The organism is Roseateles asaccharophilus (genome assembly GCF_031458115.1).
Lineage (GTDB): Bacteria > Pseudomonadota > Gammaproteobacteria > Burkholderiales > Burkholderiaceae_C > Pelomonas > Pelomonas asaccharophilus_A.
Genome location: NZ_JAVDXV010000004.1, coordinates 269,681 through 286,501 on the forward strand (window position 1 = coordinate 269,681; position 16,821 = coordinate 286,501).

The following is a 16,821-nucleotide window of genomic DNA, read 5'->3' on the forward strand; positions in this document are numbered from 1 at the left end:
ATAGTTTCAGGCGTCGCCGGGCCCGCCAGCCACGCGCACCACGGTCTTCCCGAAGTTCCCGCCCTGCAGCAGCCGCGCCAGTGCGGCGGGCGCCTGCTCCAGGCCGTCGACAACGTCCTCCCGCAGCCGGATGCGGCCCTCGGCCAGCCAGGCCGCCATGTCGCGCCGGAAGGCGTCGAAGCGCTCGCCGTAGTGGTCCAGGATGATGAAGCCCTGCAGCTTGATGCGCCGGGCCAGCAGCGTGGCCAGGTCGGGCCCCGGCGCGGGCGCCGCGGTGTCGTTGTAGTGCGCGATGAAGCCGCACACCGGCACACGGGCGAGCAGATTCAGCAGCGGCAGCACGGCCGCCAGCACATCGCCGCCCACGTTCTCGAAATAGACGTCGATGCCCTGCGGGCAGGCCGCCGCCAGCCGCCCGGCCAGGTCGGGCGCATGGCGGTCGATGCAGGCGTCGAAGCCCAGCACCTCGACCGCGTGGCGGCATTTCTCGGCGCCACCGGCAATGCCCACGACGCGTGCGCCCTTCAGCTTCGCGAGCTGGCCCACGACGCTGCCTACCGCCCCGGTCGCCGCGGCCACCACCACGGTCTCGCCCGGTTGGGGCTGGGCGATGTCCAGCAGGCCCACGTAGGCGGTGAAGCCCGGCATGCCCAGACCGCCCAGCGCCAGCGACGGTTGCGCCATGTCGCCGAGCGCCAGCAGGTCGCTGCCATCGCTGGTGGCGTAGTCCTGCCAACCGGCGTTGGCCAGCACCAGTTCGCCCGCCTGGAAGCCCGCGTGGCGTGACTCGACAACCTGGCTGACCGTGCCGCCCACGATGACGCCGCCCAGCGGCACCGGCGGCGCATAGCCGGGCCCGATGGGCGCCAGCAGGTTGCGCATGTAGGGATCGATGGACAGGTACAGCGTGCGCAGCAGCACCTGGCCATCGGCGGCCTCGGGTAGCGGCTGGACGTCGAGGCGGAAGTGCTCCGGCCCCGGCAGGCCCTGCGGATGGCTGGCGAGCGTCAGACGGCGGTTCATTGCGCAGCTCCGGGACGGGGGCCGTGACGCAGGGTCAGCAACGCGCCCAGCGTCAGCGCCACCACTGCGAAAGCCGGGCCGCCCAGCGCACCGATGCGGTCCACCAACAGGCCGCCGCCGATGGCGCCGCCGGCGATGGCGATCTGGAAACCGGCCACCATCAGCCCGCCGGCGCCCTCCGCCTGGTCGGGTGCGGCGCGCACGATCCAGGTCTGGAAGCCCACGGGGAAGGCACCGAACGCGAAGCCCCACAGCGTCACCGCAATGGCCGTCACCCAGGCCGAGCTGCCGGCGACGAGCAGGCTGGCCGCCAGCACGGCGATCAGCGCACCGCCGGCCACGATGGCCAGGCGCTCGCTGCGCCCGGCCAGCCAGCCGCCGGCGAGGTTGCCGAAGAAGCCACCGACGCCGTAGCCCAGCAGCACCGCCGAGATCGTCGCGACGGACAGGTGCGTGATCTGCTCCATCAGCGGCCGGATGTAGGTGAAGCCGGCGAAGTGGCCGGAGACGACCAGCAGCACCGCCAGCAGCGCCACGCGCACCGGCGGGCGGCGCAGCAGCTCGGCCAGCACGCGCAGATCGGGCTTGTCGCGCGGCGGCAGCGCCGGCAGCGTGGCGAGCTGCACGGCCAGCGTCAGCAGGCTGACCACACCGGCCGCGATGAAGGCGCTGCGCCAGCCCCATACCTCGCCCATCCACGCGCCCAGCGGCGCCGCGCAGACGGTGGCCACGGAAACGCCGGTCAGGATGACCGACATGGCGCGCGCAAACTGCGCCGGCGGCACCAGCCGCAGCGCCAGCGCGGCCGACATGGACCAGAAGCCGCCCAGCGCGATGCCCAGCAGCACGCGCGACGTCATCAGCACGGCGAGGCTGGACGCCGTCGCCGCCAGCACGTTGGACAGCAGCAGCACCAGCGTGAACGCCAGCATGACGACGCGCCGGTCCAGCTGCCGCGTCAGCAGCGGAAGCGAGGGCGCGGCGACGGCGGCCACCAGCGCCGTGGCCGTGACGGCCTGGCCGGCGGTGCCGTCGCTGACGCCCAGATCGGTGGCCATCGCGGTCAGCAGGCTTGCCGGCAGGAACTCGGCCATCACGAGGCCGAACACGCCCAGCGACAGCGACGCGATGGCGGGCCAGTGGCTGGTGGGGGCGGCTGCGGCGACAGGGTCCGCGCAGGTGGAGCAGGAGGAGGACACCGAAAGACCTTGGAGTGGCTAACGGGTTCATGCTAGGCATAGCATTCCGGCGTTTGAATGCCGAAACAGCCGAAATGCTTGACGATTCCTCCAGCGCCACCAACCCCCGAGGCCCGGACACGCTGACCCAGGTGCTGCTGGGCCTGCGGCTGGACGGCGTCGAGTACGGCCGCTGCCTGATGCGCGGTCCCTGGGCCGTGGCCTTCCCCGCGCAGGCGGCGGCGCGCTTTCACTTCGTCGCCAGCGGAGGCTGCTGGCTGCGCACGGCCGGCACGGACTGGCAGCGATTGAACCCCGGCGACGCGGTACTGATCCCGCACGGCAGCTTCCACATCCTGGCCAGCGCGCCAGACGTGCCGACGGTGGACATAGACACGCTGTCGCGCGTGGCGGTGGCCGACAACATCTATCTGGTGGGCAGCGAACTGCAAGGCACGCCGGTCGACGGCGGGCCGCCGCCCGACGTGATGTTCTGCGGCGCGCTGCGCTTCAACCTCGATCCGTTGCACCCGCTGATCGCGATGATGCCTACCGTCATGCTGGCCGGCGACCTGGCGGCCAAGGACGCCACCGTGCCGGCGCTGCTGGACGCGATGGAGCGCGAGGTTGCGCTGGACCGCATCGGCGCCTGCGGCATCCTGGCGCGGCTGGCCGATGCGCTGGCGGCCAGCATCATCCGCGCATGGGTGGAGTGCGGCTGCAGCGACGCCACCGGCTGGGTCGCCGCGGTGCGCTGCCCCAAGGTCGGCAAGGTCATCGCCGCCATCCACGCCGAGCCCGAGCGCGACTGGAACGTGCCCGACATGGCCGCGCTGATGGGCGCGTCGCGCTCCAGCTTCGCCGAGGCCTTCACGCGCACCATGGGCGAGAGCCCGGCCAAGTACGTGGCCAAGGTCAAGATGTTCCAGGCGCGGCGCTGGATCGCGCAGGACGGCATGCGCGTGGCCGTGGCGGCGGACCGGCTGGGCTATGAGTCGGAGGCGTCGTTCAGCCGCGCGTTCAAACGCGTGATCGGACACGCGCCCAGCGCGGCGCGGGGCGACTGACACCGCGCGCCTCGCGTCGCCCTACGGGCGCTTCAGCCCGGACCTACACCTGCACCGCAGGCCGTCACCGACAGTGGTGCAGGCCCGCAAGCATCCGCTCGTCGTGGCCATTCACTGCTCACCCAGGAGACAGCCATGAGCATCGGCGCCATCCTTCTCGTCATCGTGATCCTGCTGCTCGTCGGCGCCCTGCCGACCTGGCCGCACAGCCGCAGCTGGGGCTACGGCCCAACCGGCGGTCTCGGCCTGGTGGTGCTGATCCTCATCGTGCTGCTGCTGATGGGATTGCTGTAGCCGCGACGGCCGTCGCGGGGCGGGTGGGTTACAAGTTTCTTTTCCGGGCGTGTCGAATTACGGCGCCGGTCTTCGTCATCAGTGCATCACCACCCGAAAGAGCCCCCCGTGAAATACCTCGGCCTTGCCTTCTACACCCCCGAGAAGTTCGCCGCGATGGCGCCGGACGACGTCCAGAAACTGGTGGGGCAATGCCCGGCCCTGGACGAGAAGATGCGCGCCACCGGCAAGGTGCTGGTGGCCGCGTCGCTGGCCGACCTGGACCGCTGGAAGACGCTGCGCCCACGCGGCGGCACCACCTTCATCAGCGACGGGCCCTACACCGAGACCAAGGAGGTCGTCGGTGGCCTGTTCATCATCGAAGCGGACAGCGACGAGGAGGCGCAGCGCCTCGCGTCCCTGCACCCCGCCGCCCAGCTGGGCGAGGAAGGCGGATGGGCGGTGCAGCTGATTCCGATGGATTTCTACCTGGCGCGCTGAGCCCGAGCGGGCTGTCCGCCGCATCGCCGGCCCATCCATGGGCCGACGCGCTTCGTCACGTTCCACTCGCGACACGCCACTGCCCCTTGCAAACTGCCGGCCGACATTCAGGCTTTGCAAGGAACCTTCATGCGTCCACTCGCTACGCCGCGGCACACCGCAGGCTCGTTCATGCGTCCACACCAGTGGATGACCGGGGTGCTCATCGCGGCCTTGAGCCTGCCGGGTCTGGCGCAGGACGCCACTCGTTCAGGGCCGCTGCATGACGAACTCGCCCGCATGGACGCCGCTCTGTTCGAGGCCGCCTTCGTGACCTGTGACGCCGCCCGCTTCAGGGCCATCTTCACCGACGACGCCGAGTTCTATCACGACAAAACCGGGGCCAGTTTTGGCGAGGCGGTGAAGGTGATGAAGTCCTGCCCGCGCGACAACGGCGTCACGCGCACGCTGGTGCCGGGCAGCCTGGAGGTCTACCCGATGCAGGGCTATGGCGCCGTGCAGATCGGCCGACACGTCTTTGCGAAGAAGGGCGAACCTGGCTCAGAGGAGGCGAAGTTCGTGCACCTGTGGAAGCGTGAGGCCACGGGCTGGCGGCTGGCCCGGGTGTTGAGCTTCGACCACCGCCCGTCAGCGCCCAAGCTGCCGTAGAAGATCGGAAGCCACGCCGCAGATCGCAAGCCAGCCTCCTACAAGCGCGACGGCGCCGCGATTCCAGACTCCGTGCATCGCAACGGAATCGCGCGGTGCCCCATGAAACTCGCCCTGACCCTTCTTGTTGGCGGTTGGCTGGCAGCGGCCAGTGGCGCGGCCTGCGCGCAGGCCGCCGCGGCGAGCGCACCGGCGACCGCCGCCTCCAAGACCGTTCCGGCCCGCAACCCGGTGCTGACGGCCGCCGAAAACGCCAAGGAACCCGGCGTGCAGCGCCCGGACGAGCGCGTGATCCCGCAGATCTCGGTGCCGCTCAGGTCCAGGCAAAGCACCATCCTTGCCGCAGCCGCCGCCTCCGTGCCAGCCGGCCGGGCGTCGGGCGTCGTCAATGACGCCGCGGCGCGCTGCCTGGCCAGCAGCGGCAGCGAGAAGGCGGCCTGCGAGCGCGACGCGGCGGCCTCCAGGCCCGCGCAGCCCAAACGCTGATCGCGTCAGCCCCTGAGGTTGCGCAGCCGCAGGCCCACGAACAGCAGGCCGGCGGCGAAGAGCGCGTAGGTCTCGGGCGTCGTGACCGTAGGCGCGATGACCACGTCCTTCTCAGCGCTCGTCAGCGTCGAGGACCCCGGGGTGATATAGCCGGAGCCGGTCCAGGTCGTGACCGGGCTGACGGTCGGCGCGCCCGCGGCGGTCGCCTCCGACACGGTCGAAGCCTCCGGCTTGACCGGCGGCACGGCGGCGAATGCAGAGACCGAGCCCACCAGCGCGGCGGCCGCCAATATGAACTTCGAATACTTGGCGCGCATGGGTTCCCTCCTCAAACCTTCATTGGTTTGTGCGCTGCAACAAGCTGTTTCCGTGCCAACTTCGTCACACTCCCCCGCGAGCAGGTGCTATCTCGGGCCGAGACGGGGATTGACGCGACTCACCTCACGTTGCTGCCACGCACCGCGCAGTTCTGCGCCGGCGCATTCCGCCCCGGGCTGGGGCTGCCAGAGCCGGGGATGGTGCAGTTAGGCGGGCGCATGAAAAAGGCCCGCGGCATTGCCGCGGGCCTGATGTCGTCCGTCTGGATCGGGTGGCGTCAGAACGGGATGTCGTCGTCCATGTCGTCGAAGCCGGTCGACGCCTTGGGCGCCGGGGCGGGCGCACGCGGGGCCGGGGGGCGGGTCGCGGCCGGGCGCGCCGCCGGGCGGCCACCGCCGCCGAAGTCGTCGCCGCCACCGTCGCCACCGCGGCTGTAGCCGCCGCCACCACCGCCGCCAGCGCCACGGCTGTAGCCGCCACCGCCGCCTTCGTCGCCGCCGCCCATGCCTTCACGGCCGCCCAGCAGCTGCATTTCCTGGGCAATGATCTCGGTGGTGTAGGTGTCGCGGCCTTCCTTGTCCTGCCATTTGCGGGTCTTCAGGCGGCCCTCAACGTACAGGGGGCGGCCCTTGCGGACGTATTCGCCGACGATCTCGGCCAGGCGGTCGTTGAAGACGACACGGTGCCATTCGGTCTCTTCCTGGCGCTCGCCGGTCTCGCGGTTCTTCCAGTTGCGGGTGGTGGCCAGGCTCAGCGTGACCCAGGCGCCGCCGCTGGGGTTGTAGCGGACCTCGGGGTCTTTGCCGACGTTGCCGATGATGATGACTTTGTTGACGCTGGCCATGACGCTCGCCTGAAATTCGATGGGGAAGGGGGCGAATTATGCCGGCGGGCCCCGCCAGGGCCCGTCAGCAACACCCCGGAGACCGCATCCCGCACCCCGGGGCCCGCACTTCGTCTCCCCGCCGGCCGGCCCGGCACCCGCCCTCCCTAAGATGAAAGCCATGACCACGCTCGCCCCCAGCTCCAACCGACGCCTCTGGCTGGCCTACGCCGGCGGCTGCGCGCTGGCCTGGTGCCTGTATGTGCTGGCCGGCAGCGAGTTCGACCGCGGGCTGGACCCGTTCTGGCTGGCCGTCTACCAGGCCACGACGATGCTGTGGGCCCCCATGCTGCTGGGCATCGCCGTCTGGCCGGTCGTGCGGCGGCTGCAGGGCAGCGACGCCGGCTCGGCCGCCACGGCCATGGCCCACATCCTGGCGGCGGTGACGTTCTCGGCGCTGTGGCAGGCCGGCGAGTTCGGCGTCAACGCGGCGCTGTTCGGCAGCGACCACGCCGGCGCCGTGCTGGTGGCCGGGCTGCTGTGGCGCTCGGTCTGGGGCCTGGTGGTCTACGCCACCATCGCCACCGCCTTCACGGCCGTGCTGCAGGCGCGCTCGGCGCGCTCGGCGGCCGTGGCCGCGGCCCAGGCCGAGAGCGCGCTGGCCAAGGCCGAGCTGTCGGCCATCAGCGGCAAGCTGAACCCGCATTTCCTGTTCAACACGCTGAACTCGCTGATCGCGCTGACCCGAAAGGACCCGGCCGGTGCCGAGGCCGCGCTGCTGAAGTTCGCGTCCATGCTGCGCTATGTGCTGGACACCAAGCGCGGCGCCGACGACCGCGTGATGCTGTCCGACGAGATCGACTTCCTGCGCGACTACCTGGCGCTGGAGGCGCTGCGCCTGGGCACCCGGCTGCGCGTGGACTGGCAGCTGGAGGAGCGCGTGATGGCCGACGAGCTGCCGCCGCTGACGCTGCAGCCGCTGGTCGAGAACTCCATCCTGCATGCCGTGGCGCCGCGCAAGGCCGGCGGCTGCGTGACGATCACCGCGCGGCGCAATGCGCTGAACCACGGCCTGGACCTGGCCGTGGCCGACGACGGCCCCGGCTGCGAGCCCGAGGCGCTGGAGCCCAAGCCGGGCCAGCGCCGCGGCGTGGGCCTGGCGGCGCTGCGCAAGCGTTTCGCGCTGGACTACGAGGGCCAGGCCCGCCTGCGCATCCACACCGCCCCCGGCGCCGGCTTCCGCGTCGACCTCTTCATCCCCCAGACATGAACCGATCTTCAACAACGTGGCGGCGGGCCGAGCGCCGGGCCGCCCCAAGCCGTACCGCCATCCCCTCGGGGGATCGGGCGGTGTATTCACCGACCGAGGGGCAGACATGACGACCGTCCTGATCGCCGAAGACGAACCCCTGGCCGCCGATGCGCTGGCCGACTGGGTGAAGGCCACGCCGGGCCTGCAGCTGGTGGCCGTCTGCGAGGACGGCGAGGACGCGCTGCACAAGATCCGCGCGCTGAAGCCCGCGCTGGTGCTGACCGACATCCAGATGCCGGGCCTGACCGGTCTGCAGGTGGTGCAGGCACTGCAGGGCGACGAGTACCAGCCGCGCATCATCTTCACGACGGCCTACGACCAGCACGCGCTGACCGCCTTCGAGCTGCACGCGGTGGACTACCTGCTCAAGCCCTTTTCGCGCGAGCGCTTTGACGAGGCCGTGGCCCATGCGCTGCGCGACGCCGCGCCCCTGGCCGTCAATCCGGCGGCCGAGATGGTGCAGGCGCTGGGAGCGCCGCACGACGCGCCGCTGACGCGCCTCTTGGTGCGCGACCAGGGCAAGATCTTCCCGCTGCAGGTGGACGCCATCGAGTGCCTGCGCTCGGACAACAAGTACACCGCCATCACCAGCAAGGGCCGCAGCTTCCTGGTGCGCCTGCCCATCGCCGAATTCGAGACCAAGCTGGACCCGGCCAGGTTCCTGCGCGTGCAGCGCGGCTGCATCGTCAACCTGGACTTCGTCGACAGCCTGACGCCGGACGAGAACTCGCAGCTGGTCGTGCAGCTGCGCGACGGCACGCGCATCACGGCCAACCGCGAGGTGTCCAAGATGCTGAGGGAGCAATCGTTGTGAAAACGTCCGCGCTGATGCTGCTGTTGTTCGCCGCGGGGCTGGTCCAGGCCCAGACGCCGCCCCCGGCGCCTGCACCGCATCCCACCCCCGCACCCCACGTGGCGCCCCACGCGGTGCCGGCGCTGCCCGCGCAGCCGGCCCAACCCGCGTTGCCGCCGCTGCCGGCCGCCCCCGCGCTGCCGGCCGGGCCGGGCAAGGTCTACATGCCCGGCGCCTTCGACCGGGTGGAACTGGGCGGTGCGGCGCGCGTCGTCATCGTGCAGGGCGAGCGCGACCAGGCCTTCATCGCCGGCGACGCCGACGTGCAGAAGGGCGTCGCGGTTGAGCTGCACGGCCGCCAGCTGGTCATCCGCCCAGCAGGCGGCTGGAAGTTCTGGCACACCGACAAGCTCTTCGTGCAGGTCGAGATGCGCCAGCTGCGCCAGCTGTCGGTGTCCGGTGCCAGCGACGTGCATGCGCCCGGCCCGCTGCGCACGGACCAGCTGCGGCTGACGATCAGCGGCGCCGCCAACGTGCGGCTGGACCAGCTGGACGCGCGCCAGCTCACCTTCGGCATCAGCGGCGCCGGCGACGGCCAGCTGGGCGGCCGCGTCGACGACCTGGCGCTGCAGATCTCCGGCAAGGGCAAGGTCATCGCCGACCGGCTGCAGGCGCAGAAGGCGCGCGTCAATGTCAGCGGCCTGGGCAACGTGCTGCTGTGGGTGACCGACGATCTGGCCGCCCACATCTCCGGCGTCGGCTCGGTGGACTACTACGGCCAGCCCTCGGTGCAACGCTCCGTGTCGGGCATGGGTTCGATCTCGGCCAAGGGCGAAAAGCCGGGCGACAAGCGCTGATCTGGCCCAATACGGGCATGGACACCACCCTGCAGACGCTGGAGCAGCGCATCACCGAGCTGGAGATCAAGGCCAGCTTCGCCGACGACACCATCGAGCAGTTGAACCAGGTCGTCGTGCGCCAGCAGGACCAGATCGACCGGCTGGTGCGCGAGCTGGTGGAACTGCGCGACCGCGCTTCCGCAGAGCCCGGTGCGCCGCGCACGCTGCGCGACGAGCTGCCACCGCACTACTGAGGATGCGCCGAACGGCGCGCCGTCCTACAACTGCGACGGTGTCCGGTCCTAGGCGGCGGCACAGCGGTGCGCGGCAGACTGCCAGCACCCGCCTCCACAGCCGCGCACCCGATGATCGTCCTGCCGCTCGAAGCCGAAAGCACGGCCAGGCTCGTCCTGGTGCGGTGGCGCGCGTGGGAGGTCCAGGTGCCGAACTACGACGCACCGTCCTGGCACCTCGTGGGTTTCCTGAGCGCGGACAACTGCGCCAAGGTGTCGTCGGCGCTCGCGCAGGTCAGCCCCGGAGGCGATGAAGCCCGGTCCAAGACCGGCAGCGTCTACGCCCTGTCGGGCCCGCCGGGCGTCGACGAGCACGCCGCGCGCCTGTGGGCGGCGTGGCAGCGGCAGCACCGCGTGATGGTGCTGCGCGACGTCACGACGGAAGTGCTGGCGGGCCGCCAGCCCCGCACGCTGCGGTTGATCGACAAGACGGCCGCCGGCAGCGCCGGTGATCCCGCCGGGTCGCTGCGGGGGCAGCGCAAGTGGTGAGGCGCCTTCAGGCCTCGCCGTCCCAATAGTCCAGCCCCGCATCGCGCTTTTGCACCAAGCGCAGCCCCGGCGTAAAGATGCCCACGTTGCCTGAGTCCGGGTACTCGCAGACCTCGGGCCTCTCCTGGGTGCTGATGCTGAGGTAGTGCAGCGGCGCGTCGGACGTGTTGATGATGTGGTGGGCGTACGCCGGCCCCGGCGGGATGAAGATGGTGTCGCCCGCGCGGATGGGCACCCGCTCGCCCGCCACGCGCAGCGTGCCCTCGCCCTGCAGGATGACGAACATCTCCTCCTGCGCATGGTGGAAGTGGTAGGGGCAGCCGATCTGGCCGGGCGCCAGGATGTCGAATCCGGCGCCAAGCTTCCTGGCGGCAGTGCCGTTGGACAGCGGGGCGCTTTCGGTGTCGTACAGCGGTGGGCGCACGAAACGCTCGCGAGGGGCGTCGTGGAAATTGCGGATCAGTTGGTCGCGCAATTCGGCGGGTGTGGGCATGGAAGGTCTCCGGGGACAATGGCGGCTGAATGAATCCGCCCGTGCATCTTCCAAGCCCCACCGACGACCTGCAATCCGCTGCGCACCAGGTCCTGTCAGCAGTCTTCGGTTACACCGCCTTCCGCGGCCAGCAGGCCGAGATCGTCGAGCAGGTGGCTGCCGGCGGCGATGCGCTGGTGCTGATGCCCACCGGCGGCGGCAAGAGCCTGTGCTACCAGGTGCCGGCCATCCTGCGCCACACGCGCGGCCAGGGCGTGGCTATCGTCGTCAGCCCGCTGATCGCGCTGATGCACGACCAGGTCGGCGCGCTGGAGGAGGCCGGCGTGCACGCGGCCTTCCTGAACAGCAGCCTGACCGGCGAGGAGGCCAGCCGCATCGAGCGCGAGATGATGAGCGGGCGCCTCACGCTGCTGTATGCCGCGCCCGAGCGGCTGACGACGCCGCGCTTTTTGGCGCAGCTGGAAAGCCTGCGCGAGCGCGGCCTGCTGTCGATGTTCGCCATCGACGAGGCGCACTGTGTCAGCCAGTGGGGCCACGACTTCCGCTCGGAGTACCTGCAGCTCAGCCTGCTGCACGAGCGCTTCCCCGAAGTGCCGCGCATCGCGCTGACCGCGACGGCCGACGACCTGACGCGCGCCGACATCATCGAGCGGCTGCAGCTGCAGGACGCGCGCGTCTTCATCAGCAGTTTCGACCGGCCCAACATCCGCTACCTCATCGTCGAGAAGAACGGCTCGCCGCGCGAACAGCTGTTGCGCTTCATCACCGACGAGCACGAGGGCGAAGCCGGCGTCATCTACTGCCAGAGCCGCAAGAAGGTCGAGGAAACGGCCGAGTGGCTGAAGAGCGAGGGCATCAACGCGCTGCCCTATCACGCGGGCCTGGACGCCGACGTGCGCCGCCGCCACCAGGACCGCTTCCTGCGCGAGGAAGGGCTCACCATCGTCGCCACCATCGCCTTCGGCATGGGCATCGACAAGCCCGACGTGCGCTTCGTCGCCCACCTGGACCTGCCCAAGAACATCGAGGCCTACTACCAGGAGACGGGCCGGGCGGGCCGCGACGGCGCGCCGGCCCAGGCGTGGATGACGTATGGCCTGGCCGATGTCGTCAACCAGCGCCGCATGATCGACGAGAGCCCGGCGGACGAGGTCTTCAAGCAGGGCCAGCGCGGCAAGCTGGACGCGCTGCTGGCGCTGGCGGAGGCGACGGACTGCCGGCGCGTGCGGCTGCTGGCGTACTTCGGCGAAGAGAGCACGCCCTGCGGCAATTGCGACAACTGCCTGAGCCCGCCGGCGACGTGGGACGGCACCGAGGCGGCGCGCAAGCTGCTCTCCTGCATCTACCGCTTCCACCAGCGCGGCGAGCGCTTCGGCGCGGGCCACCTGATCGATGTGCTGCGCGGCAAGGCGACCGACAAGACGAAGCAGTACCACCACGAAAGCCTGTCCACCTGGGGCTGCGGCGCCGACCTGTCGGAGCAGCAATGGCGCGCCGTGCTGCGCCAGCTGATCGCGCTGGGCCATGTGGCGGCCGAAGGCGAGTTCAACACGCTGGCCCTGCAGGACAGCGCCCGGGCGGTGCTGAAGGGCGAGGTGGAGGTGCGGCTGCGCGAAGCGGAAGAGAAGAAGTCGCGCGGCAAGGCCAGCAAGGCCGGCCGCACGGCCAAGCCCAAGGCCGATCCGTCACTGGGCCTGGACGCCGAGGCCCAGGAGCGCTTCGAGGCGCTGAAGGCCTGGCGCTCGGAGGTGGCCAAGGAGCATGGCCTGCCGGCCTATGTGATCTTCCAGAACACGACGCTGGCCGAGATGGCCCGCGTGATGCCGGGTGACTTGACGGAGCTGGGCGACATCAGCGGCGTGGGGGCCAAAAAGCTCGAGGCCTACGGGCGGGAGATCCTGAGAGTCTTGGGTCGCTGATGGAACAGCCGATCACCGGCTTCCATCTGGATGACGAGGGCCATTGGGTCGCGGAGCTGGCCTGTGGCCACAACCAGCACACGCGCCACGATCCGCCCTTGCAGAACCGGCCGTGGACGCAGACCGCCGAGGGGCGGGCCGGCGTCCTGGGCCAGCGGCTCGCCTGTCGCAAGTGCGATCAGGGCGCGCCGCCAGACAGGGTTTAGGACCTCAACGCGACCCACTGCCGTAGTGTTAACAGGCCCTAGTTGGCGCTGGCGACCCGCACAGCGTCGGCGGCCGGGTCGCGGCGGCCGGTGACCACCACGCGCGGCAGTTGCTGCACCTCGGCCGTGCGCGTGCCTTCGATGACGACGCGCTCCAGCTTCACCACGGTGGGGCCTTGCTCCGGCGCCGCGATGCTCATCCACGCCGCGCCGGTCAGCGCGGTCATCGCGACGAGGACGAAGGCGCTGGCGGCCTGAAGGCGGGCCATGCGGTGGGTGGTGGTGCTGATGCGGTTCATGTGGCTCTCCCGGTTTGGTGAGCGTGAATGTGCCCGCCAAGGGTTTGCCCGTCCTGGGGTTTGCGATAGGTTGCCGGTTTCCGCCGACGAGCTGCGGCTGGCGCGGATGAACGCCGTGGTCAATCTTGCCGATTGCGTGCACGCCACGGCCCGCCGAGCGCGCTCATACTCGGCGCCCTCAAAGGGAGAACAACATGGCACGCGGCAACGACGTCCAACTGGGCGGCATCACCGATCTCAACCTGCTGGCCGACATCAAGCGCGGCTTCGTCGACGCGCTGGAGGTCGTCACCTACGTCGACCGGCTGCGCAAGGTGCTGAAGACGCTCAACGGCCTGCGGCTGGGCTCGCGCGAGTCCAGCACACCGGCCTCGCCCTACACCGACATCGTCGCGCGCTGGCGCATCGTCCATTCCTTCCGCTGGAGCATCGTGGACGGCAAGGACGGCGCGCCCGACCGGCTGCTGCTCAGCGTCAACTTCGACGGCGGCTGGGAACCGTACATGCGGGTCATCTGGGACCAGCTGGGCACCACGCTGGACCTGATGCTGTGCCACACCGAGAACTACCAGCTGTCGCGCAACTGCAGCTTCGAGACCTATGCGCGCTGGGTGCGCGAGCACGAGGTGTCGGCCGACTTCCTGTTCATCGAGTCCGGCCGCACCGTCAGCGATGCCGAGTACCTCGCCAAGCTGGAGGCCGCCCAGCGTGGCCGCGCCAGCGAGCTGGAGTTCAACCGCCTGCGCGCGCCGGCCTCCGGCGATGTGCAGCCGCTGCCCAACGGCGACAAGGACCGCTTCGCGATGGCCGCGCGCGGGCTGGTGCCGTTGGCGGGGCTGTTCACGCTGCAGCGCTTCTTCGGCGCGACGTCGCCCGACCGCGACTGCCTGCTGCGCGCCACGCACGACGTGCTGTTCGAGCTGCGCGAGCTGAACACCGCCGAGCAGTTCCCCAACAACGGCGGAGCTACGCCCGGCGGCCAGCTGCGCCAGCGCCACCACGAGATGCTGGCCTGGTTCGAGCAGGTCGTGCCGGAGCCGCCGGTACAGGCGCGCGCGCTGTCGCTGAAGCCCGGCGACCTGCAGTGCTGCATCCTGACCAAGCCGCCCGGCAACCGCGGCGGCTTGGTGCTGCTGCGCGTGGCCCAGCCGGCGCAGGCCGTGGCCTGGCTCAGCACCGCGCCGGTCAACAAGGACAACGACGACCCCGCGCAGCCGGGCGTCTGGCGCCAGGTGGCGCTGACGCTGTCGGGCCTGAAGGCGCTGGGCGTGCCCGCCGCGCGGCTGGATCGCTTCCCGCAGGCCTTCAAGGAAGGCATGGCCGCACGCGCCGGCCTGCTGGGCGACGTGCGCCACAACCACCCCACGCACTGGGCGCTGGCACCCCACGTCAACCAGGTGGACCGCATCGCCCCCGCTGACGCCCACGTGCTGGTGCAGCTGCGCTTCCCGGCCGCCGAGCCGGGCGAGTTCTTCACCGATGCCGACGACCAGCGCCTGCGCGAACTGGCCCAGGCCCTGACCGTGGGCACGGGCCTGGCGCTGATGGCCATGGAGCCCATGCGCAGCAATGCGGCCGACAAGGAGCACTTCGGCTTCAAGGACGGCATCAGCCAGCCCACGCTGGACGGCAGCGCGCCGGGCGAGGCCTGGAGCGACCAGGTCAAGACCGGCGAAATCCTGCAGGGCTTCCCGACCGAGCGCGACAAGGGCTATGCCGTGCCCGAGCAGCCCGACGCGCTGCTGGACCGCGGCACCTTCCTGGTCGTGCGCAAGCTGCGCCAGTACACCGGCCGCTTCGCGCGCCAGACCTACAAGCAGGCCGAGAAGATAGGCCTGGACCATGACCTCGTGCTGGCCAAGCTGATGGGCCGCTGGCAGGACGGCCGCTCGATGGCCGTGCCCACGGTGACCGGCAACGACTTCAACTACGCCAAGGATGCGCTGGGCTCGGCCTGCCCCTTCCATTCGCACATCCGCCGCGCCAACCCGCGCGACCTGGAGGCCGACGAGGCCTTCGCGAAGAACCGCATGCCACGCATCCTGCGCCGCGGCATGAGCTACGGCGCGCCGGTGCATGCCGACGCCCCCGACGACGAGGACCGCGGCCTGGTCTTCATGGCCTACAACGCCCACCTGGCCGAGCAGTTCGAGGTGGTGCAGCGCTGGATCGCCGGCGGTAACGCCAGCGGTGGCTACTCCGGCCAGCCCGACCCGCTGCTGGGCGTCGTCGACGGCAGCGCGGGCCCGCGCCTGTACCCGTTCGAGCATGCGGGCAAGGCCTACGAGATCGACCTGGGCCCCGAGCCCTTCGTCACGCTGCAGTGGGGCGCCTACTTCTTCGTGCCGTCCATCGCCGCGCTGAAGGGCCTGCCGGGCCTGGTCGAGCTGCCCCTGCCCCTGCCCGCCCCCACGCCGGTGCCGCTGAAGACGCCCGACCTGCAGGACAAGGCCGCGATGCAGCTGTGGCTGGAAGACACCACCACCCGCGACCAGGCCTGGGCCTGGGTGCGCGCCCAGCCCGGCGGCGTGGTCGACACGGCCTACGGCGTGCTCGTGGGTGCGGCCGAGCGCGTCTGCGAGGTGCTGCGGAACGTGCCCGACCGCTACTCCAACAGCGGATACGGCGAGCGCATGCACGACTCCATCGGCGTGGGTTATCTGGGCCTGGACGACGACACCGGCCACCGCGAGCAGGCGCCCGCCATCAACGCCGCCATCGAGGCCTACAGCGAAGAGCAGTGCTACCGCACCGCCTACGCCATCGCCAAGAAGGGCCTGGAGAGCTTGAAGGGCGAAGCCCGCGCGCTGCTGGCCGCCTTCCCCGAGTCGCAGAAGCCCAAGGACCTGCCCACCGACACGCCGCTGGACTTCGAGCGCCTCAGCGAGGGCGTGCTGGCCGCGCTGTGCAAGGCCTGGTTCGGCCAGCCCGACGGCCGCCACATCTGGGGCACCGAGTTTCACGCCGAGGCCTATGCCGGCGCGCCCGAGGTCGGCAGCGTCGCGCCGCGCTGCCCGCGCGACCTGTTCAAGGTGTCGCGCCATGTGTTCGGCCCCTACCCGACCGATGCCGTGAAGGCCGAGGGCCGCGCCGCCGGCAAGCGCTTCCTGGCCGCGACGGAAGCCTGGCTGGCCGAGCCGGGCACCCAGCTGCCGCCGCTTGCCGCAAAGATCATCGCCGCCGCCAAGGCCGTGCCGGGCGCCACGCCCGACCTGCCCGCGCGCACGCTGGCCGGCATCATGCTGGGCTTCCCGCCCACCACGCACGCCAATCTGCTGACCGTGCTGGTGGCGTGGACGCAGACGCGCAAGCTGTGGGAGCTGCAGCCGCTGTGGAACGAGGTGGCGGCCGACGCGAGCGGCCTGCGTCCCTACGCCGAGGCCGTGGCGCGGCTGAGGCCCACGATGGTCGCGACGCTGAACCAACGCCCAACGCCGTTCCAGATCTGGCGCAAGGCCCGCGTGGCGCACAAGCTGGGCCAGGTGGACGTGGAACCCGGCCGCGTGCTGGTGGTGGGCCTGGGTTCCGCCACACAGCAGGACCCACTGCGCCATCATGTCGCCTTCGGCGGCGACCGCGCCGACCCCAAGGGACCGCCGCCGCACGCTTGTTCAGGCTACGGCATGGGCATGGGCGTCATGCTGGGCGTCATCGCGGCGGTGCTGGATGCGGGGGTGCTGCGGTCTACGGGGGCGCAGACGGTGGTGGCGATGGGGGTATAGGCTTCGCCAATCGAGTGACCAGCGGTCCCATGTACCCCTGTCCGACCTGTCGCGGCCTGACGATCAGCTACTTCCGCAAGTGGCTGTCCTACCCAACGTTGCCGGCTCGCTGCAGCGCTTGCCACAGCTACTCGTCTGC

General features: G+C 70.8%; 19 protein-coding genes. 13 read left to right on the forward strand and 6 right to left on the reverse strand.

The genetic code is table 11. The annotated features are described in order from the left end of the window. Nucleotides 1-6 precede the first annotated feature (6 nt). Nucleotides 7-1,023 (reverse strand): NADP-dependent oxidoreductase, encoded by a 1,017-nt coding sequence (locus tag J2X21_RS12185; RefSeq protein WP_310328787.1) that lies wholly within the window; start codon nt 1,021-1,023, stop codon nt 7-9. Next, nucleotides 1,020-2,222 carry an MFS transporter gene (locus J2X21_RS12190; RefSeq protein WP_310328788.1) on the reverse strand — a complete coding sequence of 401 codons (1,203 nt, stop codon included), beginning with the start codon at nt 2,220-2,222 and terminating at the stop codon, nt 1,020-1,022. The genes J2X21_RS12185 and J2X21_RS12190 overlap by 4 nt, the downstream gene beginning before the upstream one ends. Nucleotides 2,223-2,296: 74 nt before the next feature. Here J2X21_RS12190 and J2X21_RS12195 point away from each other — a divergent pair, with 74 nt between their 5' ends. From J2X21_RS12195 to J2X21_RS12215, 5 genes are all read left to right on the forward strand, one after another. Then, a complete protein-coding gene (locus J2X21_RS12195) occupies nt 2,297-3,268 on the forward strand; it encodes an AraC family transcriptional regulator (protein ID WP_310328789.1) in 972 nt (323 codons plus the stop codon). Between the two features lie 135 nt (nt 3,269-3,403). Further along, nucleotides 3,404-3,562, forward strand: a complete 159-nt coding sequence (locus J2X21_RS12200) for a DUF3309 family protein (RefSeq protein ID WP_310328790.1) — start codon at nt 3,404-3,406, stop codon at nt 3,560-3,562. Nucleotides 3,563-3,670: 108 nt separating this feature from the next. Further along, complete coding sequence (locus J2X21_RS12205) at nt 3,671-4,042, forward strand: YciI family protein (RefSeq protein WP_310328791.1); 372 nt, start codon at nt 3,671-3,673, stop codon at nt 4,040-4,042. Nucleotides 4,043-4,171: 129 nt separating this feature from the next. Beyond that, nucleotides 4,172-4,690 carry a nuclear transport factor 2 family protein gene (locus tag J2X21_RS12210; protein ID WP_310328792.1) on the forward strand — a complete coding sequence of 173 codons (519 nt, stop codon included), beginning with the start codon at nt 4,172-4,174 and terminating at the stop codon, nt 4,688-4,690. 102 nt (nt 4,691-4,792) lie between these two features. Next, nucleotides 4,793-5,176 carry a hypothetical protein gene (locus J2X21_RS12215; RefSeq protein WP_310328794.1) on the forward strand — a complete coding sequence of 128 codons (384 nt, stop codon included), beginning with the start codon at nt 4,793-4,795 and terminating at the stop codon, nt 5,174-5,176. 5 nt (nt 5,177-5,181) lie between these two features. Here J2X21_RS12215 and J2X21_RS12220 read toward each other — a convergent pair whose 3' ends face one another. Beyond that, complete coding sequence (locus J2X21_RS12220; protein ID WP_310328795.1) at nt 5,182-5,493, reverse strand: hypothetical protein; 312 nt, start codon at nt 5,491-5,493, stop codon at nt 5,182-5,184. Nucleotides 5,494-5,771: 278 nt separating this feature from the next. Beyond that, complete coding sequence (ssb, locus tag J2X21_RS12225; RefSeq protein WP_310328797.1) at nt 5,772-6,338, reverse strand: single-stranded DNA-binding protein; 567 nt, start codon at nt 6,336-6,338, stop codon at nt 5,772-5,774. A 160-nt stretch (nt 6,339-6,498) separates the two neighbouring features. Here ssb and J2X21_RS12230 point away from each other — a divergent pair, with 160 nt between their 5' ends. From J2X21_RS12230 to J2X21_RS12250, 5 genes are all read left to right on the forward strand, one after another. Continuing rightward, entirely contained in the window at nt 6,499-7,587 is a 1,089-nt protein-coding gene (locus J2X21_RS12230) for a sensor histidine kinase (RefSeq protein WP_310328799.1), read from the forward strand. 106 nt (nt 7,588-7,693) lie between these two features. Continuing rightward, complete coding sequence (locus tag J2X21_RS12235) at nt 7,694-8,443, forward strand: LytR/AlgR family response regulator transcription factor (protein WP_310328800.1); 750 nt, start codon at nt 7,694-7,696, stop codon at nt 8,441-8,443. Further along, a complete protein-coding gene (locus J2X21_RS12240) occupies nt 8,440-9,279 on the forward strand; it encodes a head GIN domain-containing protein (protein WP_310328801.1) in 840 nt (279 codons plus the stop codon). Before J2X21_RS12235 ends, J2X21_RS12240 begins: the two co-directional genes overlap by 4 nt. 17 nt (nt 9,280-9,296) lie before the next feature. Next, nucleotides 9,297-9,515 (forward strand): SlyX family protein, encoded by a 219-nt coding sequence (locus J2X21_RS12245; protein ID WP_310328803.1) that lies wholly within the window; start codon nt 9,297-9,299, stop codon nt 9,513-9,515. A 111-nt stretch (nt 9,516-9,626) separates the two neighbouring features. After that, nucleotides 9,627-10,043, forward strand: coding sequence for a hypothetical protein (locus tag J2X21_RS12250; RefSeq protein ID WP_310328804.1), 417 nt, complete (start codon nt 9,627-9,629; stop codon nt 10,041-10,043). Nucleotides 10,044-10,050: 7 nt separating this feature from the next. Here J2X21_RS12250 and J2X21_RS12255 read toward each other — a convergent pair whose 3' ends face one another. Next, nucleotides 10,051-10,536, reverse strand: a complete 486-nt coding sequence (locus J2X21_RS12255; protein ID WP_310328805.1) for a cupin domain-containing protein — start codon at nt 10,534-10,536, stop codon at nt 10,051-10,053. Between the two features lie 29 nt (nt 10,537-10,565). Here J2X21_RS12255 and recQ point away from each other — a divergent pair, with 29 nt between their 5' ends. Together recQ and J2X21_RS12265 are read left to right on the forward strand one after the other, a co-directional pair. Further along, entirely contained in the window at nt 10,566-12,455 is a 1,890-nt protein-coding gene (recQ, locus tag J2X21_RS12260; RefSeq protein ID WP_310328806.1) for a DNA helicase RecQ, read from the forward strand. After that, nucleotides 12,455-12,661, forward strand: coding sequence for a DUF3565 domain-containing protein (locus J2X21_RS12265; RefSeq protein ID WP_310328809.1), 207 nt, complete (start codon nt 12,455-12,457; stop codon nt 12,659-12,661). Before recQ ends, J2X21_RS12265 begins: the two co-directional genes overlap by 1 nt. Nucleotides 12,662-12,699: 38 nt before the next feature. On the opposite strand, the gene J2X21_RS12270 is transcribed toward J2X21_RS12265, so the two are convergent. After that, nucleotides 12,700-12,960, reverse strand: a complete 261-nt coding sequence (locus J2X21_RS12270) for a hypothetical protein (protein WP_310328810.1) — start codon at nt 12,958-12,960, stop codon at nt 12,700-12,702. 194 nt (nt 12,961-13,154) lie between these two features. Between J2X21_RS12270 and J2X21_RS12275 the strand changes: the two genes are divergently transcribed. Beyond that, on the forward strand, nt 13,155-16,682 hold the full coding sequence (locus tag J2X21_RS12275) for a Dyp-type peroxidase (RefSeq protein ID WP_310328812.1): 3,528 nt from the start codon (nt 13,155-13,157) through the stop codon (nt 16,680-16,682). Nucleotides 16,683-16,821: the final 139 nt, after the last annotated feature.